The organism is Nocardioides carbamazepini (assembly GCF_024614185.1).
GTDB lineage: Bacteria > Actinomycetota > Actinomycetes > Propionibacteriales > Nocardioidaceae > Nocardioides > Nocardioides carbamazepini.
This window is the reverse complement of record NZ_JAHTLF010000018.1, coordinates 464982-491254: the sequence shown is the minus strand read 5'-3', so window position 1 is coordinate 491254 and position 26273 is coordinate 464982. Positions and strand designations below refer to the sequence as shown.

The 26273-nt window shown below is 70.6% G+C and carries 21 protein-coding genes and 1 tRNA gene; 16 read left to right on the top strand and 6 right to left on the bottom strand.

Annotation, left to right across the window (positions count from 1 at the left end; genetic code table 11):
• Positions 1-15: 15 nt before the first annotated feature.
• On the bottom strand, positions 16-333 hold the full coding sequence (locus KVF89_RS21055; protein WP_257428353.1) for a hypothetical protein: 318 nt from the start codon (positions 331-333) through the stop codon (positions 16-18).
• 10 nt (positions 334-343) lie between these two features.
• The gene (gene sftH / locus KVF89_RS21050) at positions 344-2722 is read right to left on the bottom strand and encodes a DEAD/DEAH box helicase (RefSeq protein WP_257428351.1); all 2379 of its coding nucleotides are present in this window, start codon (positions 2720-2722) and stop codon (positions 344-346) included.
• A gap of 134 nt (positions 2723-2856) precedes the next feature.
• Between sftH and KVF89_RS21045 the strand changes: the two genes are divergently transcribed.
• The 5 genes from KVF89_RS21045 to KVF89_RS21025 all read left to right on the top strand — a co-directional run bounded on the left by KVF89_RS21045 (position 2857) and on the right by KVF89_RS21025 (position 9641).
• Positions 2857-3189: an STAS domain-containing protein gene (locus KVF89_RS21045; protein ID WP_257428349.1), complete on the top strand. Its 333-nt coding sequence runs from the start codon at positions 2857-2859 to the stop codon at positions 3187-3189.
• A 334-nt stretch (positions 3190-3523) separates the two neighbouring features.
• Positions 3524-5824, top strand: coding sequence for a sodium-translocating pyrophosphatase (locus KVF89_RS21040; RefSeq protein ID WP_257428347.1), 2301 nt, complete (start codon positions 3524-3526; stop codon positions 5822-5824).
• A gap of 2 nt (positions 5825-5826) precedes the next feature.
• Entirely contained in the window at positions 5827-6591 is a 765-nt protein-coding gene (locus KVF89_RS21035) for a M14 family zinc carboxypeptidase (protein ID WP_257428344.1), read from the top strand.
• Between the two features lie 122 nt (positions 6592-6713).
• The gene (locus KVF89_RS21030; RefSeq protein ID WP_257428342.1) at positions 6714-8168 is read left to right on the top strand and encodes a Vgb family protein; all 1455 of its coding nucleotides are present in this window, start codon (positions 6714-6716) and stop codon (positions 8166-8168) included.
• A 99-nt stretch (positions 8169-8267) separates the two neighbouring features.
• A complete protein-coding gene (locus tag KVF89_RS21025; RefSeq protein ID WP_257428341.1) occupies positions 8268-9641 on the top strand; it encodes an Ig-like domain-containing protein in 1374 nt (457 codons plus the stop codon).
• Between the two features lie 91 nt (positions 9642-9732).
• On the opposite strand, the gene KVF89_RS21020 is transcribed toward KVF89_RS21025, so the two are convergent.
• Positions 9733-10428 carry a hypothetical protein gene (locus KVF89_RS21020; RefSeq protein WP_257428339.1) on the bottom strand — a complete coding sequence of 232 codons (696 nt, stop codon included), beginning with the start codon at positions 10426-10428 and terminating at the stop codon, positions 9733-9735.
• A 986-nt stretch (positions 10429-11414) separates the two neighbouring features.
• Entirely contained in the window at positions 11415-11780 is a 366-nt protein-coding gene (locus tag KVF89_RS21015) for a YciI family protein (protein WP_257428337.1), read from the bottom strand.
• Between the two features lie 199 nt (positions 11781-11979).
• Between KVF89_RS21015 and KVF89_RS21010 the strand changes: the two genes are divergently transcribed.
• The 8 genes from KVF89_RS21010 (at position 11980) to KVF89_RS20975 (ending at position 22744) form a co-directional block, all read left to right on the top strand.
• Complete coding sequence (locus tag KVF89_RS21010; RefSeq protein ID WP_257428336.1) at positions 11980-12432, top strand: DUF6069 family protein; 453 nt, start codon at positions 11980-11982, stop codon at positions 12430-12432.
• A 75-nt stretch (positions 12433-12507) separates the two neighbouring features.
• The gene (locus KVF89_RS21005) at positions 12508-13749 is read left to right on the top strand and encodes an NHL repeat-containing protein (protein ID WP_257428334.1); all 1242 of its coding nucleotides are present in this window, start codon (positions 12508-12510) and stop codon (positions 13747-13749) included.
• Between the two features lie 56 nt (positions 13750-13805).
• Positions 13806-15314 carry a DUF7059 domain-containing protein gene (locus tag KVF89_RS21000; RefSeq protein WP_257428332.1) on the top strand — a complete coding sequence of 503 codons (1509 nt, stop codon included), beginning with the start codon at positions 13806-13808 and terminating at the stop codon, positions 15312-15314.
• A gap of 24 nt (positions 15315-15338) precedes the next feature.
• The gene (locus KVF89_RS20995; protein ID WP_257428330.1) at positions 15339-16433 is read left to right on the top strand and encodes a DUF2510 domain-containing protein; all 1095 of its coding nucleotides are present in this window, start codon (positions 15339-15341) and stop codon (positions 16431-16433) included.
• A gap of 110 nt (positions 16434-16543) precedes the next feature.
• On the top strand, positions 16544-19288 hold the full coding sequence (gene topA / locus KVF89_RS20990) for a type I DNA topoisomerase (protein WP_257428328.1): 2745 nt from the start codon (positions 16544-16546) through the stop codon (positions 19286-19288).
• A 37-nt stretch (positions 19289-19325) separates the two neighbouring features.
• Complete coding sequence (tmk, locus tag KVF89_RS20985; RefSeq protein ID WP_257428326.1) at positions 19326-20000, top strand: dTMP kinase; 675 nt, start codon at positions 19326-19328, stop codon at positions 19998-20000.
• Positions 19997-21148, top strand: a complete 1152-nt coding sequence (locus KVF89_RS20980) for a DNA polymerase III subunit delta' (RefSeq protein ID WP_257428324.1) — start codon at positions 19997-19999, stop codon at positions 21146-21148. Before tmk ends, KVF89_RS20980 begins: the two co-directional genes overlap by 4 nt.
• Positions 21149-21187: 39 nt before the next feature.
• Positions 21188-22744, top strand: coding sequence for an alpha/beta hydrolase (locus KVF89_RS20975; protein ID WP_257428322.1), 1557 nt, complete (start codon positions 21188-21190; stop codon positions 22742-22744).
• Between the two features lie 30 nt (positions 22745-22774).
• Here the strand turns inward: KVF89_RS20975 and KVF89_RS20970 are convergent, their stop codons facing one another.
• Complete coding sequence (locus KVF89_RS20970; protein WP_257428320.1) at positions 22775-23692, bottom strand: LysR family transcriptional regulator; 918 nt, start codon at positions 23690-23692, stop codon at positions 22775-22777.
• A gap of 140 nt (positions 23693-23832) precedes the next feature.
• Here KVF89_RS20970 and KVF89_RS20965 point away from each other — a divergent pair, with 140 nt between their 5' ends.
• The 3 genes from KVF89_RS20965 to KVF89_RS20955 all read left to right on the top strand — a co-directional run bounded on the left by KVF89_RS20965 (position 23833) and on the right by KVF89_RS20955 (position 25887).
• Positions 23833-23994, top strand: coding sequence for a hypothetical protein (locus KVF89_RS20965; RefSeq protein ID WP_257428318.1), 162 nt, complete (start codon positions 23833-23835; stop codon positions 23992-23994).
• Between the two features lie 92 nt (positions 23995-24086).
• Positions 24087-24159, top strand: a tRNA-Thr gene (locus KVF89_RS20960).
• Positions 24160-24891: 732 nt separating this feature from the next.
• Positions 24892-25887 carry a TIR domain-containing protein gene (locus KVF89_RS20955; RefSeq protein ID WP_257428317.1) on the top strand — a complete coding sequence of 332 codons (996 nt, stop codon included), beginning with the start codon at positions 24892-24894 and terminating at the stop codon, positions 25885-25887.
• Here the strand turns inward: KVF89_RS20955 and KVF89_RS20950 are convergent.
• Entirely contained in the window at positions 25884-26201 is a 318-nt protein-coding gene (locus KVF89_RS20950; RefSeq protein WP_257428316.1) for a hypothetical protein, read from the bottom strand. The genes KVF89_RS20955 and KVF89_RS20950 overlap by 4 nt on opposite strands.
• Positions 26202-26273: the final 72 nt, after the last annotated feature.

The following is a 26273-nucleotide window of genomic DNA, read 5'->3' as shown; positions in this document are numbered from 1 at the left end:
GCTCGCGCGGTCAGCTCATTCGTCGTCGGAGAGCTCGCTGCGCCGACGGTCGAGCTCGACCTGGTCGAGCTTCTCGGAGAGCTCCGTGAGGCGCTTCTGCTCCTTGCGGCGCTTCCAGCCCTGCTTGGCGCCGGCCTTCATGAGCCACAGGCCCGCGAGGATCAGCAGGCCGGAGGCGACCCCGAGCAGGAAGAGCACCTCGGGGTCGACGTTGATGCCGATGATCTCGGTGGTGCGACGGTCCTTCCCGTCGACGTCGTAGTCGCTGCCGAAGACGCCCGAGAGGATCCCGAGGACGCCGATGATGAGGAGGAGCAGCCCGATGATCACCATGGGCGGCAGGCTACCCCGGGTCGGTGGCCGGGGGAGGCGCCTCGCGGAGCAGGACGTCGAGCAGGGCGACGGCTCCGGCCTTGTCGAGGGGGTCGTTGCCGTTGCCGCACTTGGGCGACTGGATGCACGAAGGGCAGCCGGTCGCGCACTCGCAGGCGGCGATGGTGGCGCGGGTGGCGCGCAGCCAGGCGGCCGCGGTGTGGAACCCACGCTCGGCGAAGCCGGCGCCGCCGGGGTGGCCGTCGTGGACGAACACGGTGAGGACGCCGGTGTCGGGGTGTCGGGCGGTGGAGACGCCGCCGATGTCCCAGCGGTCGCAGGTCGCGAAGAGGGGGAGGAGACCGATGGAGCAGTGCTCGGCGGCATGCGCGGCGCCGGGCAGGTCGGCGGGAGCGAGCCCGGCCGAGGTCAGCAGGCCGGCGACGACGTCGTCGGGCACGGTCCACCAGACCGCGGCGGTGGCGAGCGTCCGCGGCGGCAGGTCGAGGGGTTTCTCGTCGATCACCTCGCCGGTGCGGGTCCGGCGCCGCAGGTAGGAGGTCACCTGGCTGGTGACCTCGACCGCGCCGAAGGAGACGCGGCACGGTCCCCAGTCGAGCTGCTCGCGCTCCTCGACGATCTCGATGTCCGTGACCTCGCGGGCGGTCGTGGTGTGATCGACCTCGGTGCGGTGCAGGGTCGCGACGTGCTCGTCGAGGTCGAGCGACTCGACCAGCCACGTCTCGCCACGGTGCAGGTAGACCGCGCCCTCGTGGGCCGTGCTGTGCGCCCGGCCGCCGTCGACGGTGCCGACCACCCGGCCGGTCCCGGCCTCGACCAGCTGCACCAGGGCGCCGCCGGTGGAGCGGATGTCGGCGAGGTCGGCGGCGCGGGCCCGGTCGGTCCAGTACCAGCCGGCCGCCCGGCGCCGCAGCAGCCCGCGCTCGACCAGCGAGCCGAGCACCTCCCGCATCCGGGGTCCGAAGAGCTCGGTGTCGGCGACTGTCACGGGCAGCTCCTGGGCGGCGGCGCACAGGTGGGGCCCGAGGACGTAGGGGTTGTCGGTGTCGAACACCGTGCCCTCGACCGGCCGGCCCAGCAGGGCGTCGGGATGGTGCACGAGGTAGGTGTCCAGCGGGTCGTCGCGGGCGACGAACAGCCCGAGGGCGCCGCCGCCGTCGCGCCCCGCTCGCCCGACCTGCTGCCAGAACGCTGCCCGGGTGCCGGGGTAGCCGGTGACCACGACCGCGTCGAGCCCGCTGATGTCGATGCCGAGCTCGAGTGCGTTGGTGGCCGCCATGCCCAGCAGCCGCCCGCTGCGCAGGTCCTGCTCCAGGCCCCGACGCTCCTCGGGCAGGTAGCCGCCGCGGTAGGAGTCGATCCGGCCGGCCAGGGACGGGTCGACCTCCTCGACCAGCTCGCCGGCCCGTCGGGCCACGGTCTCGACGCCGTGTCGCGAGCGCACGAAGGCCAGGGTCCGCACCTCCTCGATGACGAGGTCGGCCAGCAGGTCGGCGGTCTCGGCGGTCGCCGGCCGGCGGACGGGCGCGCCGTTCTCGCCCTGGTACGACGTCAGCGGCGGCTCCCACAGCCCGAGCTCGAGCGCACCGCGGGGTGAGCCGTCCTCGGTCACGGCGCTTACCTCGAGTCCGGTCATCCGACGGGCGGTCACGTCGGGGTCGGCGACCGTGGCCGACGCCAGCACGAAGGTCGGCGACGCGCCGTGGGCCGCGCAGACCCGGCGCAGGCGGCGCAGGATCTGGGCGACGTGGGCGCCGAAGACGCCCCGGTAGTGGTGGCACTCGTCGACCACGACGTAGCGCAGGGACCGGAAGAAGGAGGTCCACCGCTCGTGGCCGGGCAGCAGGGAGCGGTGGAGCATGTCGGGATTGGAGAGCACGTACTCCGCGTGGTCGCGGGTCCACTCCCGCTCCTCGGCCGTGCTGTCGCCGTCGTGGGTCGCCACCCGGACGTCCAGCCCGAGGTCGCCGATGGCGGCCCACTGGTCGTGGGCGAGCGCCTTGGTGGGCGCGAGGTAGAGCACCGTGGCGCCGCGCCGGCCCCGGGGACCGCGGCTGGCGCGGATGGTGGAGAGCGCGGGCAGCAGGTAGGCGAGCGACTTGCCGGACGCCGTGCCGGCGGCGACGACGACGTGCTCGCCGCGGTGCGCCGCCTCCGCCGCGGCGACCTGGTGCTGCCAGGGCAGCTCGACCCCGCGCGCGGCGTAGGCGGCCACGACCTCGGGGTCGGCCCATCCGGGCCACGATCCGCAGGCCGCGGCCCGGGCCGGGACCCGCTCCCGATGGGTCAGCCGGTCCGCGCGGGAGGGCAGTGCGATCAGCCGGTCCAGGAGCGCGCCCGGGTCGCGGCGCCCGGCCGGGGCGACGTCGAGATCGGGCTGTGCGGTCATGCTCCTGATTCTCCCCCGGACCCCCGACACGTGCGGTAGGCATACCGCCGGCATGTCCACGCCTTGCGCGTGCGGGTGGTGGGCATGGTTTGATAAGTGCCACCAGACGTAGGTGAGCTATCCGGGGTGAAGTCGTGAATCTGACACTGTCGACGCGCGAGGTCGGTGCGCGCACCGTCGTTGCCGTGGGTGGAGAGATCGACGTCTACACCGCCCCGAAGCTGCGCGACACCATCACCGAGCTCGTCGCCGCCGGCACCTACGACATCGTCGTCGACATGCAGGCCGTCGAGTTCCTCGACTCCACCGGCCTCGGCGTCCTCGTCGGCGGGCTGAAGAAGGTGCGTGCCCACGACGGCTCCCTCGAGCTCGTCTGCAACGCCGACCGCCTGCTCAAGATCTTCAAGATCACCGGCCTGGCCAAGGTCTTCGTCATCCACGACTCGGCCGACGCCGCCCTGACCTGATGGCGCGAGCGCCTCGCTCGTTCCTCGCGCCGCGCTTCCGCGCACGCGGTCGAGTCCGGTAGGTGGTGGCGTTCGCGTGGCGGCAAGACTGTCGGCACGCGTGACAACGCCTCCCTCCGCCTCCGGTCGCTCGTTCCTCGCTCCCTGCCGCTCCGGGCCGGCAACGTCCCGCGTCGGCCGACACGCGGGCTCTGGGCGGGTGCGGAACCATGACGCTCATGTGACTCCGGTCACAACCTCCATGTGTTCTACGACACACTCTGCGTAGACTCCGGGCACGATCTCAGACCTGGCCCCCGTGGCCGACCCTGAAACCCCCGCAGGAGGCAGTCGTATGCCCCGTCCGTTCGTCGTCGATGTCGAAGTCACCGGGGGCGATCTCGCCCTGGTGGCGATCGTGGCCGTGATCGCTCTCGGCTCCCTGGCCATGGCCGCGCTGTTCAGATCGGAGGTGCTGCGCGCAGGCGAGGGCACTCCCAACATGCAGCGCATCGCCCAGGCCGTGCAGGAGGGGGCGAACGCCTACCTCACCCGGCAGTTCAGGACCCTGACGATCTTCGCGGCCATCGCGTTCGTCGTCCTCCTGGCCCTGCCGGCGCACACCGCGGACGACGCGGGCGGTCTGCAGTCGGAGTGGGCGGTCCGGATCTTCCGGTCGGTCTTCTTCCTGGTGGGTGCCGGCTTCTCCGGGGCGGTCGGCTACCTCGGCATGTCACTCGCGGTCCGCGCCAACCTGCGCGTGGCGGCCGCGGCCAACGAGCAGGGCCGTGACCCCGCCATGAACATCGGCTTCCGGACCGGTGCGTTCGTCGGCATGCTCACCGTCGGCCTCGGACTGCTCGGCGCCAGTGTCGTCGTGATCATCTTCCAGAGCGCCGCGCCCAACGTGCTGGAGGGCTTCGGCTTCGGCGCCGCGCTCCTCGCGATGTTCATGCGGGTCGGCGGCGGCATCTTCACCAAGGCCGCCGACGTCGGCGCCGACCTGGTCGGCAAGGTCGAGCAGAACATCCCCGAGGACGACCCGCGCAACGCGGCGACGATCGCCGACAACGTGGGCGACAACGTCGGCGACTGCGCCGGCATGGCGGCCGACCTGTTCGAGTCGTACGCCGTCACGCTGGTCGCCGCGCTGATCCTCGGCTCGCAGGCGTTCGGCGACAAGGGCCTGGTCTTCCCGCTCATCGTCCCCGCGATCGGTGCCCTGTCGGCGATCGCCGGCGTCTACCTCACCAGGCCGCGCGCCGGTGAGAGTGGCCTGAAGACGATCAACCGGGCGTTCTACATGTCGGCCGCGGTCGGTGCGGTCGCCAGCGCGATCGCCGCGTTCATCTACCTCCCCGGCGAGTGGAGCGAGCTCGGCTCCGGCGCCACCGCGGAGCTGTCACCGCCGGTGTTCGCCGCCGGGGCGGTCGTGATCGGCATCGTGCTCGCGGCCGCGATCCTGGCCCTGACCGGCTACTTCACCGGCACCGAGCACCGCCCGGTCAAGGACGTCGCCAAGACCTCGCTGACCGGTCACGCGACCGTCATCCTGTCCGGGCTCTCAGTCGGCTTCGAGTCCGCGGTCTACACCGCGATGGTGATCGGCGCCGCGGTGTTCGGCGCGGCGCTCCTGGCGGGCGGCTCGACCGGTCTCGCTCTGTTCGCCGTCGCGCTGGCGGGGTGCGGCCTGCTCACGACGGTCGGCGTCATCGTCGCGATGGACACCTTCGGCCCGGTCTCCGACAACGCCCAGGGCATCGCGGAGATGTCCGGCGACGTCAGCGAGGAGGGGGCGAAGATCCTCACCGAGCTCGACGCCGTCGGCAACACGACCAAGGCGATCACCAAGGGCATCGCGATCGCGACCGCCGTCCTGGCGGCGAGTGCCCTGTTCGCGTCGTACACCCAGAGCGCGTATGCCGAGGTCGGCGACGTCCTGGACCAGGACTTCCTGGTCTACGACGCCAAGCTGATCGTCGGCGCCCTCCTCGGCGCCTGTGCGGTGTTCCTCTTCTCGGGCCTGGCCATCAACGCGGTCGGCCGGGCGGCCGGCGCGGTCGTGATGGAGGTGCGGCGTCAGTTCCGCGACATCCCCGGGATCATGGAGGGAACCGCCCGTCCCGAGTACGGCCGGGTCGTCGACATCGTGACCCGCGACTCGCTGCGCGAGCTCGCGACACCCGGCATCCTCGCGATTCTCGCCCCGGTGGCCGTCGGCTTCGGGCTCGGCGTCGGGCCGCTGGCCGGCTTCCTGGTCGGCGCGATCGCCACCGGCACGCTGATGGCGGTGTTCCTCGCCAACGCCGGCGGCGCCTGGGACAACGCGAAGAAGCTGGTCGAGGACGGACACCACGGCGGCAAGGGCTCGGAGGCGCACGCCGCCACGGTCACCGGAGACACGGTGGGCGACCCGTTCAAGGACACCGCCGGCCCGTCGATCAACCCGCTGCTCAAGGTGATGAACCTGGTGTCGCTGCTGATCGTCGGCGCCGTGGTCAGCCTCTCCTACGGGGAGAACGAGAACGACGTCATCCGGATCCTGATCGCCGTCGCGGCGGCGGCCGGGATCTTCGCCGCGGTCTACATCTCCAAGCAGCGTGTCTCCACGATCGGTGACGACGCCCCGCAGCCCACATCGGTCGACTCCGCCTGAGGATGCGCCGACTCCTGGCCGCGTCGGCGGCGACCCTCGTGGTCGTCGCCGGCGCGGCCGCCGCCGTTCCCGCCCCGACCGTGGCGGCGACCGCGGCGTCGTACGTCGAGATGTCGCTCGTGATCGGGACCTCGGCGCGCGGTCGCCCGATCCGCGCGTTCTACCGGGGCGAGGAGGGGGCGCCGCACGTCCTGCTCGTTCTCGGCCAGATGCACGGCGACGAGAAGGCCGGGATCGCCACGGCCCGCTGGATCCGCGACCACGTCGAGCCGCGGCCCGGGACCGGCGTCTGGGTGGTGCCGACGATGAACCCCGATGGCAACGCACGCGGGACCCGCATCAACGGCCGCGGCGTCGATCTCAACCGCAACTGGCCGACCAGCGGCTGGTCGGGTGCGGACCGCGGCACCCGCTACTGGGGCGGCCCACGTCCGGCGAGCGAGCCGGAGACCCGCGCGATGATGGACTTCCTGGCCCAGGCGCAACCCGACTACGTCGCCTCGATCCACCAGCCGCTGCGGGCGATCGGCCGGGGCGGGCACGGCCGCTGGGAGAGGCGGCTGGCCCGCCACCTGGACCTGCCGCGGCGCCATCTCGGCGTCGGCAACCCGTCCGGCACGGACTCGCCGACGCTTACCGCCTGGTACGACACCACGCTCGGCGAGCACGGTGCCGCCACCACCATCGAGTACGCCGCCCGCACCACCCACCGCTACCGGACCGTGATCGCCGGCAGGGGCATCGCACGCGCGGCCCGCATCCGCTGACCGGCCCAGGTGCGCCGGAGCGCTGGAGCGTCGAAGGTTTGGTGATACCCCGGCCGGGTAGATGGGCGCCCCGACCTGTCTCTGGGGCGCGCCGCGGGTCGTGCCCTCCCTGAAGGAGCGCGATGACGATGCGAGCTGCCCGGGTGCGCCGGGCGATGGCGATGGCGGCGGGGATCCTCGTCCTGCCGGCCCTCTCGATCACTGGTCTCGGCGTGCCGGGAGCCGTCGCCGAGACGGACCCGTCGGCGGACGCGCTCGGTCCGGGCCAGCGGGTCGAGCTGACCGTGGAGCACACGCCGGCGCCGGCGCGGCGGGCCGCCAAGGCCGGCAGTTTCCAGGTCTTCCCCGTGCCGACCAGTTCGGCCGGGCTGCGCCGGATCACGACCGCGCCGAACGGTGACATGTGGTTCATCGAGACCGAGAAGAACAAGCTCGGCCGGATCACCACGTCCGGCGCCATCGACGAGTTCAACCTGCCCTACGTCACGGCGGGCTACACGGCGAACGACCTCGATGTCGACGCCTCTGGGGCCGTCTGGGTGGCCTACGACTACGGCACGAAGGTGCTGCGCTACCACCCGCTTGACGCCGGACCGGCGACCGCGTGGGCCGTGCCGACGAGCCTGAGTATCCGTAGCGGTCCGGACGCGGTGTGGCTGGCCGGGTCGACAGCGGCTCCGGGGATCCGGCGCATCGTCGGGAGTCCCGTGCCCGAGGACCCGAACTCCCCTGATTGCGACGGCGCCCTCGGCCGTGGCCGCGACGGACTGATGTGGTGTGGCCAGTTCGATCGGCTGGTCCAGATCAACGCTACGGGGAGTGGAGGTGTCGCGTATCCCCTGCCCGCCGACGCCACCTACCCGTACTCGGTGGCAGCCGGACCGAACGGGAGGATCTGGTTCGGCCGCGACGACGGCGGTTCATGGTTCACCTCGCCCGCCAGGGGCAGCGTCGGCTGGGTCGGCGACAACAACCAGGTCGGCACGATCCGCACCGGTGACCGTACGGCGCCGCGCAGCCTGGTGACCGGACCTGACGGCAACGTCTGGTTCACCAGCGTCGGCGCCGCGAAGGGCATCGGTCACGTCAACGCGGCTGGTGTCGGCGCGGTGGTGCAGGTCGGCAACTACGAGCCGACCTCGCTGACCTACGGCGCGGACGGCGCGATCTGGTTCACCGACGAGGCCAACAACTCGATCGTGCGGGTGGGGCGCGAGAACCTGTGGGTGACCAACGTCAACGTCGGCGCGAACTCGCAGCTCGCCCCGCACGCGCAGCCTCCGGTCAGCGCCAAGAAGAAGCTCAAGGCCGACAAGAAGCGCAAGAAGGCGAAGCTCACGGTCAGCTGCGGCAGCGGGCTGATGGCGTGCTCGGGCACTGTCGTGGTCAAGGCCGGCAAGAAGAAGCTGGCGAGCGGCGCCTACGCCGTTGCCGTCAACAGCGGCGGCAAGGTGAGCCTCAAGCTGACGAAGGCCGCCCGCAAGGTTCTTCAGCGCAGTCGGTCGGTGAAGGTCACCGTCGTGCTCACCGCGGCGACCGGAGCGACGACCACGAGGAAGGCCACGCTGACCCGCTGATCCGCGTCGGGTCAGGGGCGGGTCAGGGGCGGGTCAGGCCCCCAACATTGGGGTCCGACCCTGACGCGACACCCCGATCGGCGATGGCCGAATGACAGGGTGACCAGAACCCTGCGCTACCTCGCCGTCCTCGTCGCCCTCCTCCTCGGGACCGGCGTCCTCCGTCCGGCGCCCGCTGCCGCCGACGAGCCGGGCGGCTGGTACGACGGCGGCATCGGCTACACCCAGGTGGTCAACTGCTTCGGACTGATCCAGGGAACGCCGTACACGGAGGCGGGGATCGGCGCCTACGCCGGCTACTGGGCCGACCCGGACAGCGGCGTACCGGCCGTGGGCCAGACGTTCTGGATCCACTACGCGGTCTACGGCATGGGCAATCCGTGCGCGGGCGGCACCTACTTCCACCCGACGATCTCGTTGCCGGCAGGCGTCACGTTCGACACCTCACAGCAGATCCGGTGCGGGTACGACGGCAGCGGCGGTGCCGCTCCCCAGGGCAACTGCCCGGGCTGGGGGAACATGCAGGGCGGCGCCTACTACAACGACCGCGACGCAGGCCTGTGGGGCGTGGCGCAGGGCCATCACTGGGAGTTCCAGTTCCCGGTGAAGGCGAGCCAGCCGCTGTCGGGTGCCAACCTGACGATCGGCGTGAAGACGATCGACGGCAACAACGACGCGACGGTGGGCCTGCAGGCACCGGTCTACGTGTTCGGGGCCGGCGGCAGCGGCCAGCCAGGGTCACCGCACCAGGTCCTCTACGACACCCCGTCCTCCGTCAACACCGCGACCGACCCCGACGGCGGCGCGACCCGGTACGGCTTCGTCTCCTACTTCCAGGCGATCACCAACAACCTCGGTGGCTCGATCGGGGTCGACCTGAGCACCAACAGCGCGGCGCCGCAGTGGTCGAAGTCGCTGCCGTACGGCGGCGGCGACCCCGCGGTCTACCTGTGGACCGACTGGAACGAGCCGGAGTTCCCGACGCTGAGTCCCGGCACCACCTACTACTGGCGCGGCAAGTTCACCCCGACGGGCGGCGCGACGACGTACGGCGCCTGGCAGTCCTTCACGACGGCCGCCGCGGGCTCGGGCGGGGGCGCGGCCACCGGCACGGGTCCGCTCGGCAGCACCGGTGGTGGCCTGCCCGGCGGACTGTCCGGCAACAGCTCCCTCGGTGGCTCCCTGGCCGCGATCAAGCTGCCGGCGACGGTGCAGGCGAAGGCCAAGGGGACGCTGCGGCCCACCAAGAGGGGCAAGCTGAAGGTCACCGTCTCCGCGGCCAAGCCGCCGTCCGGCGCCGTCACCGTCACCGCGAAGGGCAAGGTCGTCGGCACCGGCGTGCTCGCCGGCGGCACGGTCATCGTGAAGCTCAAGAAGCTCAAGGCCGGCAAGCACAAGCTCGTGGTGAGCTACGCCGGGGACGCCGCCGTCAACGGCGCCAGCGCTCAGGTCAAGGTGAAGGTGCGCCGGTAGCTGGCCCTCGGGCCGAGCTGGCGATCCTTCATGAAGATCGCCGGCTCGGCCCACCCGCACAGCTCGTGTGCGACCACGCTCCTCGGTTTCCTCAATCCGTGGCTGCAGCGACCAGTTCGTTGAAGGTGTAGTCGGCCCAGGCATCGAGCGGTTCGGTTCCCTGGTCGAACACCACGGTCTGCGGATGGAAGCCGTCGAGGAGCAGTGCCTCGCCCGGCACGATGCGAGGATCCTTCTCGACCCTCGTCGACGGGTTGCTGAGGGCGAGGCCGGGATCCATGGCCCCTGCCATCACCAGAACTTTGAGACCGTTCGGAAGCGAACGCCGAAGTTCCTCGATGGAGGGATGGGGATCGCTCCCCATGATCTTGCCGTCGGTCGTCACCGCGTTGACGCCACGCGGCATCGACACATAGATCATGCCGTCCGCACTGGCACCCTGCAGCTCTCGGAGTTCCCGGGTCACTCTGACGGTGATGACGACAGAGTTGTCTCGTGTCCAGCCGCCGTCTGTCTTGGACAGGAGCGTCCGTCCTTCGCGTATCTCGTGCACCTCGCCCACGTAAGCAGCTCCTCGCTCTTCGACGAGCTTGTCGGGGGAGGGGTAGACGACGTAGTTGAGTCCCTCGCGAAGTCTGCTCAGAACGCTCGATGCGCCTTCTGTAAGGGCCGTAGGTGCTCCCTGTGGTCCAGGCGCGGATCGCTTCTCAGCCGCAGGCGTGAAGCCGCATCCCGCAGTCGTAGCCAGGAGCACGACCGTCGTCACGGCAATCATCTTCTTTCGCATCTTCGTACCTCCTAGCTGAACCATGCATTGATATGAGCGATGTGGTGAGGTCCGTATGACCGTGTCCACAAGGAACCGTCATCGGCCAGACCGCTGATCATGCAGCTGTTCGTCGCCCACGTTCCGTCAGGGTTCACCAGCCAGCTCTCGTAGTGGGATGCCCCGAGGGTGTGGCCCACCTCATGACAGAGAGTGTGGCGCGCTTCCCGCTTCGGGTGCGCGGACAGTCGTTCGATCTCAGCCCAGTAGACACGCACATCGCGAATGTCACAGTCCGTGCTACCCACGACTCGTGCGGCGCATGGCGCGTATCCGATCACGCCGGGCGAAATGGGGCGTTGCTGGAATCGAACGTCGGTGCGTGCTCGACAGGGTGTGTGCTGCACGGTCGTGACGGCGGTCTGGGCGTCCACGTTCGCCATCGTCGACAGCGCGCGGGTGTGTACGTCGGTGTTCATGGGGTGGGCGCCGTCAAAGCAGTAGCTGTGTTGCCCGCGATCCGGTCCCCCGTCGACCGGGTAGGGGTCGGCGAGTGCTGGTGTCGAACCCAGCGAAGCCCATGCGACACCGGTTGCGAGGATCGCGAGGACGGCGGTTCGGACGCGCCTTTCTCGTGGTAGGCGGCCTTTCATCAGAAACAAGGTGAATTCACTCCTCATCGGTTTTGGTGAAGATTGCGAACTCCTATCGTCGTCAACGGTGAAGAGGACTTGGTGGCTGTGACCTGTGCAGAGAATTCCGCCACACAGGTTTGTCATAGGCGTGACAAGTCGTGATTGTTGACCTGCATCGTGGCGCGGGCCAGTGGCGCATGACGAGGTGAAGGCGTCCAGTTGGTCACTGCTTCGGTCCTTCCAACTGCAGATGTCGTAGTCGGTGGCGAGTCAACGAACTCAGACCCGGTGCGCCCATCTCGTCGTGAGCTACACCGGCGACGCCGCGGTGCAGGCGGCGAACGCGAAGGTCCTCGTATGCCGGTAGCCGGGTCAGGCGAGACCGTCGAACGGGCGGATCTCGACCTTGCCCCGGCACGCGCGCGACGCGTCGGCCGCCAGTCGCAGCGCGACGTCGAGGTCGGGCACCTCGATCACCCAGAAGCCGCCGATGGCCTCCTTGGTCTCGAGGTAGGGACCGTCGGTGATCACGGGCGACTCACCCTGCCCGTCGATCACGGTCGCGGTCGTGGCGGGCGCCAGGCCGCCGGCGAAGACCCAGTAGCCGTCCGCCTTCAGCTGCTCGTTGAAGGCGCCGGTGTCGGCGAAGGACTGCTCCATCTCCTCCTTCGACCCGTAGCCGTAGAACTCGTCGGTCACCTCGGTGGGACCGTGCACGGACATCAGGTAGGTCGTCATGTCGTCTCCTCGACTCCGGGCGGTCCCGATGACCGCCTCCTGCCCTCTCCACGAACGGCACCACGCCGATACGACAGCCCGCCAGTGCCGGCGTCCGACCAGTTTTCCTCCGGCAAGGCGTCGTATCAGGTGGAAGGCGTTCGTGGAGAACGCAGCGGGCAGGCCACCGGGCAGGCCCACCGACAACCAGGAGCAGCTCATGTCCACCACCACCGATCTCCCCGTTCCGACCACCGCCGCCGCGTCCGCCGTGTCCGACCGCCCGACCGTCTGGAGGCACGGACTCGCTGCGGCTGCGGGCGCCTCGGTCGTCACCACCACGCTGGCCGCGATCGCCTCGGCGGCCGGCGTCTCGTTCGCCGACGGCACGGGCGTCAGCCTCCCGGTCCTGGCCTTCACGCAGCTGACGTTCGTGTTCTCGATGATCGGCGTCGGCCTGGCCGCGGTCCTCGCCCGCAGGGCCCGCCGCCCGCGCTCGACGTTCGTCCGCACCACGCTCGCCCTCGCCGGGCTGTCGGTCGTGCCGGACGCGACGTTCGGCTTCGACGTCGCCTCGGCCCTCACCCTGATGGCGCTGCACGCCGTCGCCGCCGCGATCGTGATCCCGGTCCTGGCGCGCCGGCTCGCCCGCCGCGCCTCGGTCCCTGCCTGACCGGAACGTTTGGCCGCCCGCGAGGTGGGCACGGTGCCGCGACAAACCGGTGTCTTCTGGCGTGAGGTGGGTTCGATGATGGTGCGGTCCTTGTCGGTCGGGGTGTCGGCGACTCACTCCCGCGGGCGGCCGTCGCGGCGACTGGCCACGCTCGCCGCGGCCCTGGGCGCGGCTGCAGCGCTCGTCGTCGGATCGCTCGCCGCGGCACCGCCTGCTACGGCCGGCCCCGCGGGCTACGTCCTCGCGGCCACCTGGGACGCCGTCGCTGACGACGACGTGGCGACCGCCCCCGACGGCACGGTGTGGTCCGTCGACGGCTACTCGACGGTCAACCACTTCTCCTCCACCGGAGTCCTGCTCGGCGCGTTCACGCCGGCCGGCCTCGCCCACGTGGCCGGCATCGCGGTCGGCCCCGACGGAACGCTGTACCTCACCGACTCCGACGTCGGGAGCCCCTCGGTGGTGGCCTACACCGCCGCCGGAAGCCCGACCGGCCGCAGCTACACGCTGTCCGACGAGGCCGTCGCGCTCGGGGTCGCCATCGCCCCGACCGGGGAGGTGCTGGTCACCAATGCCAGCACCGACCGGGTCGAGGTGTTCTCGGCCACCGGCACCTGGCTGCGCAATATCGGCTCCTCGGGCGCGGGTCCGGGCCAGCTGGACCGGCCCGACGACGTGGTCGTGGGTGCCGACGGGACCGTCTTCGTCTCCGACTACTGGAACCATCGCGTCCAGCGGTTCAACCTGGCCACCGGCGCCTACCTCGGCGGCTTCGGCCAGCTGGGTCGCAACCCGGGGCAGCTCGACACGCCGTACGCCGTCGACCTCACGCCGGCGGGCAATGTCGTGGTGTTCGACGAGTATGCGATCTCGGAGTTCACGCCGACCGGAGCCCTGGTCTCGCGCACCGACCACGGTCTGACCCTGCTCCACGACTACCAGGGCATGTCCATCGATGCAGCGGGCGCGGTCTACACCACCCGTCTGAGCGGCCTGGCCAGGTTCGTCCCCGCCGGCGGGACCGCGTCCGGCACCGCGAAGGTCACGGCACCGAAGAAGGGCGTGAAGGTCGTCAAGAAGAAGGTGCGGCTCACCGTCGCCTGCGTCAGCGCCACCCCCTGCTCGGGCACCCTGACCCTGACGGTGAAGGGCAAGCAGATCGCCAAGCCCAAGGCCTACGCGGTGGCGGCCGGCGGCAAGGCGAAGGTCAAGGTCAAGCTGACCAAGAAGGGGCTCAAGGTCGTCAGCAAGAAGGCCGTGACCAAGGCGGTCGCGAGCGTGACGGGCGGCGCCAAGAAGGTCAGGATCCGGCGCTGACGCCACCTGGGGCCGGCCGAGTGCGGGGTCGGCGCGCGGACCTCTACCGTTGGTCCGTGCTGCCGATCTCCCTCGCCGCCCCGCTGCGCGATGCCCTGCTCGCCGCCGACTTCACCTACGACGCGGTCAGCGACCTGCTCGGTCCGGAGGCGCACGCGGCGCTGTCCCGCAACGAGACGACACCGGGTCGCCGGCGTACGACGGACGCCGGTACGACGGACAGGGGCGAGCTGGCGACGCTGATCCGGCTCTTCCTGCTGCAGACGGCCGTCCCGGTGACCGACGCCGAGCGGGCCCTGCCGGGCCTGGTCGACAGGCTGGCCAACGCGGGAGCGCTGGCGCAGAGCGTGGGAGAGGTCGCGGCGCGGCTTGACGTACGCCCCTATGGCTCGGAGGAGGGCGACCTCTGGGTGGTCAGCGACCTGACGCCGGGCCTCGACGGCATCGCGACGGCGGTGACCGGCGACTACGTGCTGGGGATCAGCCCGGCGTCGTCCAGCCTGGCCCAGCTGACCCTGCGCCACGACGTCGGCACCGCGCTCGACCTCGGCACCGGCTGCGGCGTCCAGGCACTGCACCTGGCGACCCACAGCGACCGCGTGGTCGCCACCGACGTCAACCAGCGGGCGCTGGCGATCGCCCGGTTCAACGCGGCGCTCAACGACGTCGACGACAAGATCGACGTGCGGGACGGATCGTTCTTCGCGCCGGTCGCGGGGGAGCGGTTCGACCTGATCGCCACCAACCCGCCGTTCGTCATCTCCCCGGCCACGGGCGAGCGGCTCGTCTACCGCGACTCCGGACTGCCCGGCGACCAGGTCGTCGAGCACATCGTCCGCACCGCCCCCGACCACCTCACCGACGGCGGCTGGTGCCAGGTCCTCGCCAACTGGGTGATCGACCGCGACCGGCCGTGGGACGAGCGGCTCGCGACCTGGCTGCCCGATGAGTGCGACGCCCTCGTCGTCCAGCGCGAGGTGCTCGACCCGGCGTCGTACGTCGAGCTGTGGCTCAAGGACTCCGGCCACCACCCCGCGACCGGCGGTGACCCGGCGGCCTACGCGCAGCGCTACGACACCTGGCTGTCGTGGCTGGAGCAGCAGGGCGTCGGTGGGATCGGCTTCGGCTGGATCAACCTGCGCCGCCGCGAGGGCGCGGCCGCCGGGTCGCTGACCCGCGACCTGCTCGAGTGGCCCTACGACGTCGAGCAGCCGATCGCGCCGGCGATCGCCGCCTGGGCGGACTCCGCACAGGCCGCGCGAGCCCTGGACGCCGACACCCGGCTGGTGATCCGCGAGGACGTCGTCCAGGAGACCAACGGCCCCGTCGGCGCCGAGGACCCGGCGACCATCGTGCTGCGCCAGCAGCGCGGCTTCCGTCGGGCGCGCCAGGTCGACACGGTCGTCGCGGCGGTCGCCGGGGCCTGCGACGGCGACCTGCCCGTCGGCCCGCTCGTCGACGCGGTCGGGCAGCTGCTCGACCGGGACCCGGCCAGCCTGCGCGAGGTCTACCTCCCCGAGCTCGGTGAGCTGGTCGCCGAGGGCTTCCTCGGGCCCGCGGACTGACGGCGGCGCTCTAGGCTGGTCCCCGTGACGAACGCAGGCTGGTACCCCGACCCCGCGGGCGCGCCCGACACCTACCGCTACTGGGACGGTCAGGCGTGGAGCCAGATGACGACCACGCAGCCGTCCGGAGGCGCACGCCCGGACGGTTCCGCCGCGACTCCGCCGCCGGCCGAGCCCACGGCGGCTCCGCCACCGGCCCAGCCGACGGCGTACGGCGCCGTGCCGGTCAGCCCGCCGCCACCGCCGCCTGCCGGCCCCTATGCCGGGCAGGGCGGCCAGGGTGGCTACGGCGGCGGGTACGGCCAGCAGTGGGGTCCCACCCCGGCCCCGGGCGGTGGGGGCGGCAACAAGACGGTGGTGGTCGTGATCGCCGCGGTCGTCGCCCTGGTGCTGCTCGGTGTCGGCGGCTTCTTCGGCATCCGTGCCATCGTCGGGGACGACGAGGACACGAAGGCCGGCGACGACAGCTCGCAGAGTGACGAGTCCGACCCGACGGACGACACCGACGGAGAGGACGGCACCGACGGCACCGACGAGCCGACCGACGGCTCGTCGAGCACGGTCAAGCCCACCGGGATCCAGTGCACCGGCGGCTCGCCGGCGCCGTCGGCGGAGCTCGACCCCGCCGCGGAGCAGCTCACCGGGGGCGGGCTGACGATCCCTCGCCAGCCGGACCACGCCCTCGTCGGCGGCGACCAGGTGGAGCTCACCTTCGGCGACGGGCTGGTGCTGCAGTACGCGAACGTCGACGAGAGCTGGGTCACCCTCACCGGGGTCGGCGGGCTCGCGAAGGCCAATGGCTTCGACGACGTCGCCACCGCGGCGGAGGTCGTCATGCAGTGCCTGACCGGGAACGACAAGGTCTATCGAGGCTTCACGGGACGCACGGACCTCACGAACGAGGAGATCACCGTCGACGGCAAGCCGGCGTACCGGATCACCGCCGAGATCCGGGTCAGCGACCCCGACGTCACCGTCGAGGGCGACGTCACCGACGTGATCGTCGTGGACACCGGCGACCCCGGTGCGTACGGCCTCTACATCGGCATGGCCGCGATCGGCGACGACGCCCTGATCAGCGCCAACGAAGCGGTCATCGGCCAGATCAAGGTCGGCTGATCGACCGGCCCGCGGGGCCCATCGTGGACGCCGGGAGAAGGGTCACTGGACACCACGCGCTACCGTGAACCGCCGAATCAGGCAGCGAACGAGTAGTGGAGAAGGTCCCTGTGTCCCACAAGCTGGTGATCGTCGAGTCGCCCGCCAAGGCCCGCACCATCGGCGGGTACCTCGGCGACGGCTATGTCGTCGAGTCCTCGATCGGCCACATCCGTGACCTCCCCAACAACGCGGCCGACACCCCGGCGAAGATCAAGGACAAGCCGTGGGGACGGCTCGCGATCGATGTCGACAACGGGTTCGAGCCCTACTACGTCGTCCCCCGCGACAAGAAGAGCCACATCTCGAAGCTGAAGAGCCTGCTCAAGGACGCCGACGAGCTCTACCTCGCCACCGATGAGGACCGCGAGGGCGAGGCGATCGCCTGGCACCTCCTCGACGAGCTGAAGCCGAAGAACATCCCCGTCAAGCGGATGGTCTTCCACGAGATCACCAAGGCCGCCATCCAGGAGGCCGCCGCCAACCCGCGCGAGCTCGACATGGACCTCGTCGAGGCGCAGGAGACCCGCCGGCTCCTCGACCGCCTCTACGGCTACGAGGTCTCGCCGGTGCTGTGGCGCAAGGTCATGTCCGGCCTGTCCGCCGGCCGGGTGCAGTCGGTCGCGACCCGGCTCGTGGTCGACCGCGAGAAGGAGCGGATGGCCTTCAAGGTCGCCTCCTACTGGGACCTCGAGGGCACCTTCGACGCGATGCCCTTCGGGGGGGCTCCGGGGGGGAACCCCCTGGATGTGCGGATGTTCCCGGCCAAGCTGCACTCGATCGACGGGACTCGGGTCGCGAGCGGCGGCAACTTCGGACCCGACGGCCAGCTCAAGGCCCGTGCCGACGTCGTGCACCTCGACCAGCGCCGCGCCCAGGACCTGGTCACGGCACTCGCCGACACGACGTACGACGTCCGGTCGGTCGAGGCGAAGCCGTACCGGCGCTCGCCGTACGCGCCGTTCCGCACCACCACGCTCCAGCAGGAGGCCAGCCGCAAGCTCGGCATGAGCGCCTCGGTGACGATGAGCGTCGCCCAGCGGCTCTACGAGAACGGGTTCATCACCTACATGCGTACCGACAGCACCACGCTGTCGGGCAGCGCCATCGGCGCGGCACGGGCGCAGGTGCAGGAGCTGTACGGCGCCGAGTACGTACCCGACGCGCCGCGGACCTACGCCAGCAAGGTCAAGAACGCCCAGGAGGCGCACGAGGCGATCCGCCCGGCCGGCGACTCCTTCCGGACCCCGGCCCAGACCGGTCTCACCGGCGACCAGTTCCGGGTCTACGAGCTGATCTGGATGCGCACCGTCGCGTCCCAGATGAAGGACGCCGTCGGCCAGTCCGTGACGATCCGGCTCGGCGGCACGGCGAACCACGCGGATCGGGCCGGCGAGGATGTCGTGTTCTCCGCGTCGGGTCGCGTGATCACCTTCCACGGCTTCCTCAAGGCCTACGTCGAGGGCACCGACGACAACGCCGCGAAGGACGACCAGGAGACCCGCCTGCCCAACCTGGCCGAGGGCGACCCGGTCTCCGCCGCGTCGCTGTCCGCCAACGGGCACGAGACGAAGGCGCCGGCCCGCTACACCGAGGCCACGCTGATCAAGGAGCTCGAGGACCGGCAGATCGGCCGCCCCTCGACGTACGCCTCGATCATCGGGACGATCCTCAACCGCGGCTACGTCTACAAGAAGGGCACGGCGCTGGTGCCGGCCTGGATCGCGTTCTCCGTGGTGCGGCTGCTGACCGAGCACTTCACCCGGCTCATCGACTACCAGTTCACCGCCAGCATGGAGGACGTCCTCGACGACATCGCCCGCGGTGACAAGAGCCGGGTCGCGGAGCTGACCGAGTTCTACTACGGCTCCGACACGCTGGCCGGCCTGAAGCGGCTCGTCGACGACCTCGGCGACATCGACGCCAAGGCGCTGGCGACCTTCCCGGTGGGTGACCCGGAGGACGGGATCGATCTGCGGGTCGGCAAGTACGGCCCCTATCTGGAGGGCCCCGGCGACGACGGCGCCCCGGCGGGCAAGCGGGCCAACGTGCCCGACGACCTGCCGCCCGACGAGCTGACGCTCGAGAAGGCCAAGGAGCTGCTGGCCAACCCGTCCGGCGAGGAGATCGACCTCGGGATCCACCCGGAGTCCGGTCTGCAGGTCGTGGCGAAGAACGGCCGGTATGGCCCCTATGTCACCGAGGTGCTGCCCGAGGACGCGCCCAAGAAGGACAAGCCGCGGACCGGCTCGCTGTTCAAGTCGATGTCGCTGGACACGGTCACGCTCGATGACGCCGTCAAGCTGCTGGCGCTGCCGCGCGTCGTCGGCGTCGGTGAGGACGGCGAGGAGATCACCGCCCAGAACGGCCGCTACGGGCCGTACCTCAAGAAGGGCACCGACTCCCGCTCGCTCACCAGCGAGGACCAGATCTTCGGCATCTCGCTGGACGAGGCGCTCAAGATCTACAGCCAGCCCAAGCAGCGCGGTCGCGCCGCCGCGGCGCCGCCGCTCAAGGAGCTGGGCAACGACCCGGTCTCGGGGCAGCCGGTGGTCGTGAAGGCCGGTCGGTTCGGGGAGTACGTCACCGACGGCGAGTACAACGCCACCCTGCGCAAGGACGACTCGGTCGAGTCGATCACCCTCGCGCGGGCGGCCGAGCTGCTCGCCGAGCGGCGTGAGCGGGGCCCGGCCAAGAAGACCGCCAAGCGCGGGGCGAAGAAGACCACCGCCAAGAAGACGCCGGCCAAGAAGACCACCGCGAAGAAGACGGCTGCGAAGAAGACCACCGCGAAGAAGGCGGCGAAGAAGTCCTGACCGGGACCGTGTCGGGTCGGTCGTCTAGGTTGCTCCCGTGACAACCTCCCCGAACCCGCGATGGTCCGGCGAGTACGCCGACACCGGCGTCTTCGTCTGCTTCGAGGGCGGCGAGGGGGGCGGCAAGTCCACGCAGTCGCGGATCCTGCACGACCGGCTGACCGAGCGTGGGTACGCCGTGCGGCTCACCCACGAGCCCGGCGACACCCCGGTCGGCAAGGACCTGCGCCGGATCGTGCTCAGCCCGGAGACGGGCGAGCTCGCCCACAAGACCGAGTTCCTGCTCTACCTCGCCGACAAGGCCGAGCACGTCGAGACCCTGGTCCGCCCGGCGCTCGCCCGCGGCGAGGTCGTGATCACCGACCGCTACGTCGACTCGACCCTCGCCTACCAGGGAGCCGGCCGGGCGCTCGACCGCGACGAGCTCGAGGACGTGTCTCGCTGGGCGACCGGTGACCTGCGGCCGCACCTGACCGTCGTGCTCGACCTGGAGCCGGAGGCCGGCCTGGGCCGCTTCGAGGGCCGCGACCGGATCGAGGGGGAGGGCCTGGAGTTCCACCAGCGGGTCCGCCGGTCCTTCCTGGACCTCGCCCACCGCAACCCCGACCACTACGCGGTCATCGACGCCCGGGCGCCGATCGAGGAGATCGCCGCGCAGATCGCGGCCCGGATCGAGCCGCTGCTGGGGCAGGCCGCGAGGAGCGCGCCGTGACCGTCTGGGACACCCTCGTGGGCCAGAGCACGGTCGTCACCGCCCTGGAGAAGGCGGTCGCCGGGCAGGGCATGACCCACGCCTGGCTCTTCACGGGCCCGCCCGGCTCCGGTCGCTCCAACGCCGCGATCGCCTTCGCCGCGGCACTCCAGTGCACGCAGGGCGGCGCGGGGCCCGACTGCCCCGACGGCTGCCATGCCTGCCACACGGTGCTCGCCGGCTCCCACGCCGACGTCTCGGTGGTGCGCACCGAGAAGCTCTCCATCGGCGTCGACGAGGTCCGCGACCTGGTCCGCCGCGCGTCGCTGAGCCCGATGGGCGATCGCTGGCAGATCCTCATCGTCGAGGACGCCGACCGGCTCACCGAGCAGGCCTGCAACGCGCTGCTCAAGGCGATCGAGGAGCCCAACGGCCGCACGATCTGGATGCTCTGCGCGCCGACCGTCGAGGACGTGCTCCCCACCATCCGGTCCCGCTGCCGGCTGGTCACCCTCTCCACGCCCACGGCCGAGGAGGTCGCCGGCTTCCTGGTCGCGCGCGGCGTCGAGGAGCCGCTGGCGTCGTACGCCGCCCGGGCCAGCCAGGGCCACATCGGCCGCGCCCGGGCCCTCGCGTTCGACGAGGCCGTGCGCACCCGGCGCCAGGAGGTCGTGTCGATGCCGGCGCGGCTGACCACGCTCGGGCGCTGCATGGACGCCGCGACCCGGCTCGCGTCGACCGCGAAGGACGAGGCGGACGCCATCACCGCCGAGCTCGACGCCCGCGAGAAGGTCGACCTCGACGCGGCGTACGGCGTGGTCGAGCGGGGCCGCCGCCCGCGGGAGTACGCTCCCGCGCTGGCCGCGCTCGAGAAGGGCCAGCGGACCCGCGCCAAGCGGCGCCATCTCGACGTCGTCGACCGCGGCCTGACCGACCTGATGTCGGTCTACCGCGACGCCATCGCCCTCGCCAGCCACGCGCCCGGAGCGTTGGTCAACGAGGAGATCCGCGACCAGGTGGAGGCCATCGTGGAGACCTCCACCCCCGAGCTCAACCTGCGCCGGATCGGCTGGATCTTCGGTGCGCGGGAGCAGATGCTGGAGTTCAACGTGCCGGTCGCTTTGGCCCTGGAGTCGATGATGGTGGCGTTGAAGGCGCCGCAGCGGTGACCCTGGACGCCATGACCCCCACATCATGAGGAGCAGTGCGTGAGCAAGCGGACCCTGATCGTCGCAGTCGTCACCGTGTGGGCGTTGGTGCTGGCCGGGGCGGTGGGTGTCGGCGTCGTCCTGCTCAACGGTGACGACTCCGACGGCGACAGGGGCGGGGGTGACGGGGCTCGCGACGCCCTCACCACGAAGGGCCCGGACGGCCGCACCCTGGAGGACTTCTACGACCAGGAGATCGTCTGGAGCCGGTGCGACCAGAACGAGTGCGGCACCCTCGAGGTCCCCGTCGACTACCAGAACCCGGGCGACGGCTCGCTCAAGCTCGCGCTGGAGCGCACCACGGCCACCGGTGACCGGGTCGGCTCGCTGGTCGTCAACCCGGGCGGCCCCGGTGCCCCGGGCACCGCCACCGTCACCGACGCGGAGCTCTACTTCGCCGACGAGCTGCGGGCGTCGTACGACATCGTCGGGTTCGACCCGCGCGGCACCGGCGACTCCGCCCCCGTCGACTGCCTGACCGACGAGGCCCTCGACGCCTACCTCGCCGCCGACCCCGACCCGGACACCCCGGAGGGCATCAAGGAGGTGGAGGAGAACTCCGAGCGGTTCTGGACCGGCTGTGCGGCCCGCTCCGGCGCGGTCGCCGGCCACGTGAGCACCGTCGAGGCGGCGCGCGACATGGATGTGCTGCGCGTCGCGCTCGGCGAGGAGCAGCTCGACTACTTCGGCTTCTCCTACGGCACCCGCCTCGGCGCGACGTACGCCGAGCTGTTCCCCGACAAGGTCGGCCGGATGGCGCTCGACGGCGCCGTCGACCCGTCGCTGTCGGCCCGCGACGGCGCGCTGAGCCAGGCGAAGGGCTTCGAGACCGCGCTGCGCTCCTACCTGCAGAACTGCGTCGACGACGGCGGCTGCTTCCTCGGCGACAGCGTCGACGCCGGCCTGAAGACGATCAAGGACCTGCTCGCCAGCATCGACGAGGAGCCGCTGCCGACCAATGACGGCGAGGACCGCGAGCTCACCGTCGGACTCGCGTTCTACGGCCTGATCCTGCCGCTCTACAGCGAGGACAACTGGAGCTTCCTCGACCAGGGCCTGCAGCAGGCGCTCGACGGCGACGGCTCGACCCTGCTGGTGCTCGCCGACTTCTACGGCTCGCGCGAGAAGGGCACCTACACCGACAACAGCCTCGAGGCGATCTCCGTCATCAACTGCCTCGACGACCCCTGGTCGATCACGACCGACGAGGTGCCCGCCAACTTCCCCGACTTCGAGAAGGCGTCGCCCACCTTCGGCGAGGTCTTCGCGTGGGGCCTCACGGCGTGCAACGGGATCCCGTTCGCCTCCACCGACGAGCCGGACCTGAAGATCGACGGCTCGGGCGCCGCGCCGATCGTGGTCCTTGGTACGACCCGCGACCCCGCGACGCCGTACGAGGAGGCGGTGGCGATGGCCGACCAGCTTGAGTCGGGCGTCCTCGTGAGCCGCGACGGCGACGGGCACACGGCGTACAACAAGGGGAACGCGTGCATCGACGACGCGGTGCACGCGTACCTGATCGAGGGCACCGTCCCCGAGGACGGGCTCACCTGCTGACGTCGGCTGCTCGGCTGCTCGGCTGCCCGGTCAGACCGGCTCGATGATCGCCTGGATCCGCTGGGTGGCGAGCTCGATCATCAGCCGGGCGGCCGGCGAGAGGGTCGCGCCGGCGCGGTGCACGATGGCCAGCGTGTCGTAGAGCCGCGGGCGCAGCGACACCCAGCCGGCGTCCGGAGCCAGCCGGGGGAGCAGCTGCACCGCGGCGCCCTTGTTGGTGATGGTGTCGGCCAGGCCGCGGCCGACCAGCTCGACCGCGGTCTCGACGTCCTCGACCTCGATCCGGGTGCCGGGGTTGTAGCCCGCCTCGTGGAGCATCCGCCGCAGCACGATCCGCGCCGAGTCGGTGTCGCGGTAGGTGCTCTCCGCCATGACCAGGGGTGCCTCGGCGATCCGCTTCGCCGTCACCGGCGACGCCAGGCGGGCGGGATCGGCGGAGACGTAGACGAGCTCGTCGCGGGCGATCGGCGTGATCGCCATCCCCTCGCTGGACAGTCCGGCGACCGCGATCATCGCCGCCTCCAGGTGCCCGCGCCGCAGGTTCTCCTGCACGTCCATCGAGTGCCGGCCGACCAGCTCGACACGGACGCCGGGATAGCGCTCGAGTACGTCGGCGACCAGCCCCGCTCCGCCGTACAGACGGGCGACGCCGAACATCCCGAACCGGATCGTCCCCGTCTCGAAGGACCGGATGCTCGCGACCGCGCTCTGCGCCTCGTCGGCCGCGGCGAGCACCTTCTCCGCGTGCGGCCGGAAGGTGTCCGCCGCCGTCGTTGGCACCACCCCGCGCCCGACGCGGCGGAACAGTGGTACGCCGAGGTGCTTCTCGAGGGTGCGCACCTGCTCCGACACCGACGGCTGCGCGTAGCCCAGCTCCTCGGCGGCCCGGGTCAGGGACCGGTGCTCGTAGGTGGCCAGGAAGCAGGTCAGCTGGTGCAGCGACAGCATCGGCGCGTCCCCTTGCTCTGGCTCGGGAACCCTAGGGAATCCCTAGAGGAGCATCAGGAAAGAGAGCCTACCCCTTGTCCTCGTGGCGCCGGAGAATAGAAGGGTCACCGATGTTCCCGGATGCTCGAAGGAGGCCTCCCATGTTCACCCACCACTGCACGTCCTGTGCCCGGCGCGAGCTGATCTTCCCCGACCAGCTCACCGGCCTCGACAACGTCGCGGACGGCTTCCAGATCCACTTCACCTGCTGGTGCGGCGCCCCCCAGAGCCACTTCACCGCCCGCGAGGTCGCCGCCGCCTGAGACTCGGCATCGTGGTCCGGTCGTCTGGCCGGGTCGATTCGCCCTCGCCTCGGTCGCGTCGGTATGCTTCCGCGGTCGCCCACGGGCGGCAGGCCGCCTTAGCTCAGTCGGTAGAGCGAGTCACTCGTAATGACTAGGTCGTCGGTTCGATTCCGACAGGCGGCTCCGACGACAGTGGCTCTGACCAGCAGAAATGCCGGTCAGAGCCACTGTACGTTTTGGGTCCGCTTCAGCTGATTGACATGTTTGCGACACGTTTCCGGAGGCCCTGCTGAGACAGGCCCTTCGCGTGGGGCGATCGGGGCCTGACCTGCGGCACCGACTCGCCGGCCAGCAGCCGGATCGGGACCGTTGACCTCGCGTGGGTCGAAGCAACTGGAACCTCGGTTGCCGTACGCGCCGAGGTCCTTGTTGCGAGCGCTGTGTGCAACGTCTGCCCGAGCGCCACTGCTCCTCGCGTCGAGCTCCCGATCGCAGCGTCCTGCGCAGCGCTCCAAGGACCCCCGCGCGGTCGCGGACCTGATGGGTCACTCCTCGGTGGCCACCACCCTCGACCTCTACCCCGAGGCGGCCGCCGGTGCCGGCCGCGCCATCGCGGGCGCCGTCGCCAACGACGACTTCGACGCCGGACCAGTCCAGGCCGAGTGGGGGAGCGATGGACACCAACTCACGACCATGACGCCCGAGCGTGCTGCGGCCATCGGCCCGACCGGCGTACGACGCCTCCAGGTCGACCACGAGACCGCGCTCGACCTCGCGCGAAGCCGAGACCCACCTCCAACTGCTCCGCCCCTGCGCCGTCTCACGACGGACCGGCACTGTTCAAGCGTTGGAGCTAATCTCCGAACCGTCGCGTTCCGGGGACGCGCTGAGCTGGCTCTGCGTAGGGTCCCGCACGTGAAGATCTTCATCAGTTGGTCCGGCGAGCAGTCGAACGCGATCGCAGATGCGATTCGTCGTTGGCTGCCCGAGTTGTTTGATCACCTCGAACTGTTCATGTCGTCGACCGACATCCGACTCGGACAACGCGCTCTGGAGAAGATCGAAGAGAGCCTCGGCGAGTCGCGGATTGGGCTGATCATGGTCACCCCCACCAACGCCGGCGCGCCTTGGATCAACTTCGAGGCTGGAGCGCTCAGCAAGGTCATCGACCAGCCGCAGAGTGTGATCAGCCTCCTCGTTGGCTACAAGAAGAAGACCGACCTGGCCGGCCCACTGGCGCAGTTCCAGCTCGCGATTCTCGATCAAGAGGGCATGCGCGAGGTGGTCAAGGTCATCGCGTCGCGGCTGGAGATCGACGAGGAGAAGGCTGGACGTCGCTTCGACCGTTACTGGCCAGAGTTGAAGAAGGCTCTCGACGCGATCCCCGCGGACGAGCCCTCCGCAGGAGTCGACGAGGAAGAACACCTCTCCGAAGAGGGCGGCCGGGGCGTCGAGGACAAGGTCGACGAGGCTTTGCAACTGCTCCGGGACATGAGCCGAGACCGGGGGAGGGACACCGCCCTCGGTACGCGCAGGCACATGGCTGAAGGGTCTGCAGGCGCTCCGAGGGAGATCGGCGACATCGTGGCTGAGCTCGCCGACATCCTCGACACATGGCCTGAGATGATCCGGCACGGGCCCCGCAACCGACTGATCCTCAAGTTCGACGAATCAACCGTCAGCGGCGGCAGGGCGCGTCACTTCGGCACGAAACTCCAGCAACTCGTTGGATGGGAATATGAGGTTGTTGTCCAGAGCGGCCAGAAGCAATGGCGGGCGCCTCGAGTAGCCAGCGGTGGCGACGCGGAGAACCCCCGGCCTGCGGATGACGCCACCAACGCCGGGATCAGCAAGGCGGCGCAAGCCGACTTGCATTGGGACATGTCGGACCGCGAGGCAGAGCGCTACTAGTGTATTGCGCCTGAGATTCGCGACAGGTGTTTTGCGAGGCTGTCGAAGATTTCGTCGGCGGTCTTGGCCCAGGTGAAGGGCCTGGGGTTCTCGTTCCAGTTGTCGCTCCAGGAGCGGATGTCGTCTTCGAGGTCGGTCACGGTGGGGTGGATGCCGCGGCGGATGAGTTTGGCGGTGATGAGTCCGAACCAGCGTTCGATCTGGTTGACCCAGGACGATCCGGTGGGGGGTGGGGGGAAGCGGATGCGGAATCGGGGGTGGCGGCCAGCCAGTTGTTGATGTCGTCGGTCTTGGGGGTGGCGTAGTTGTCGCACGCGAGGTGGATGTCGAGTTCGTCGGGGACGTTTTGCCGATCGTGACCAGGAACTTCTTGAACTCGATCGCGC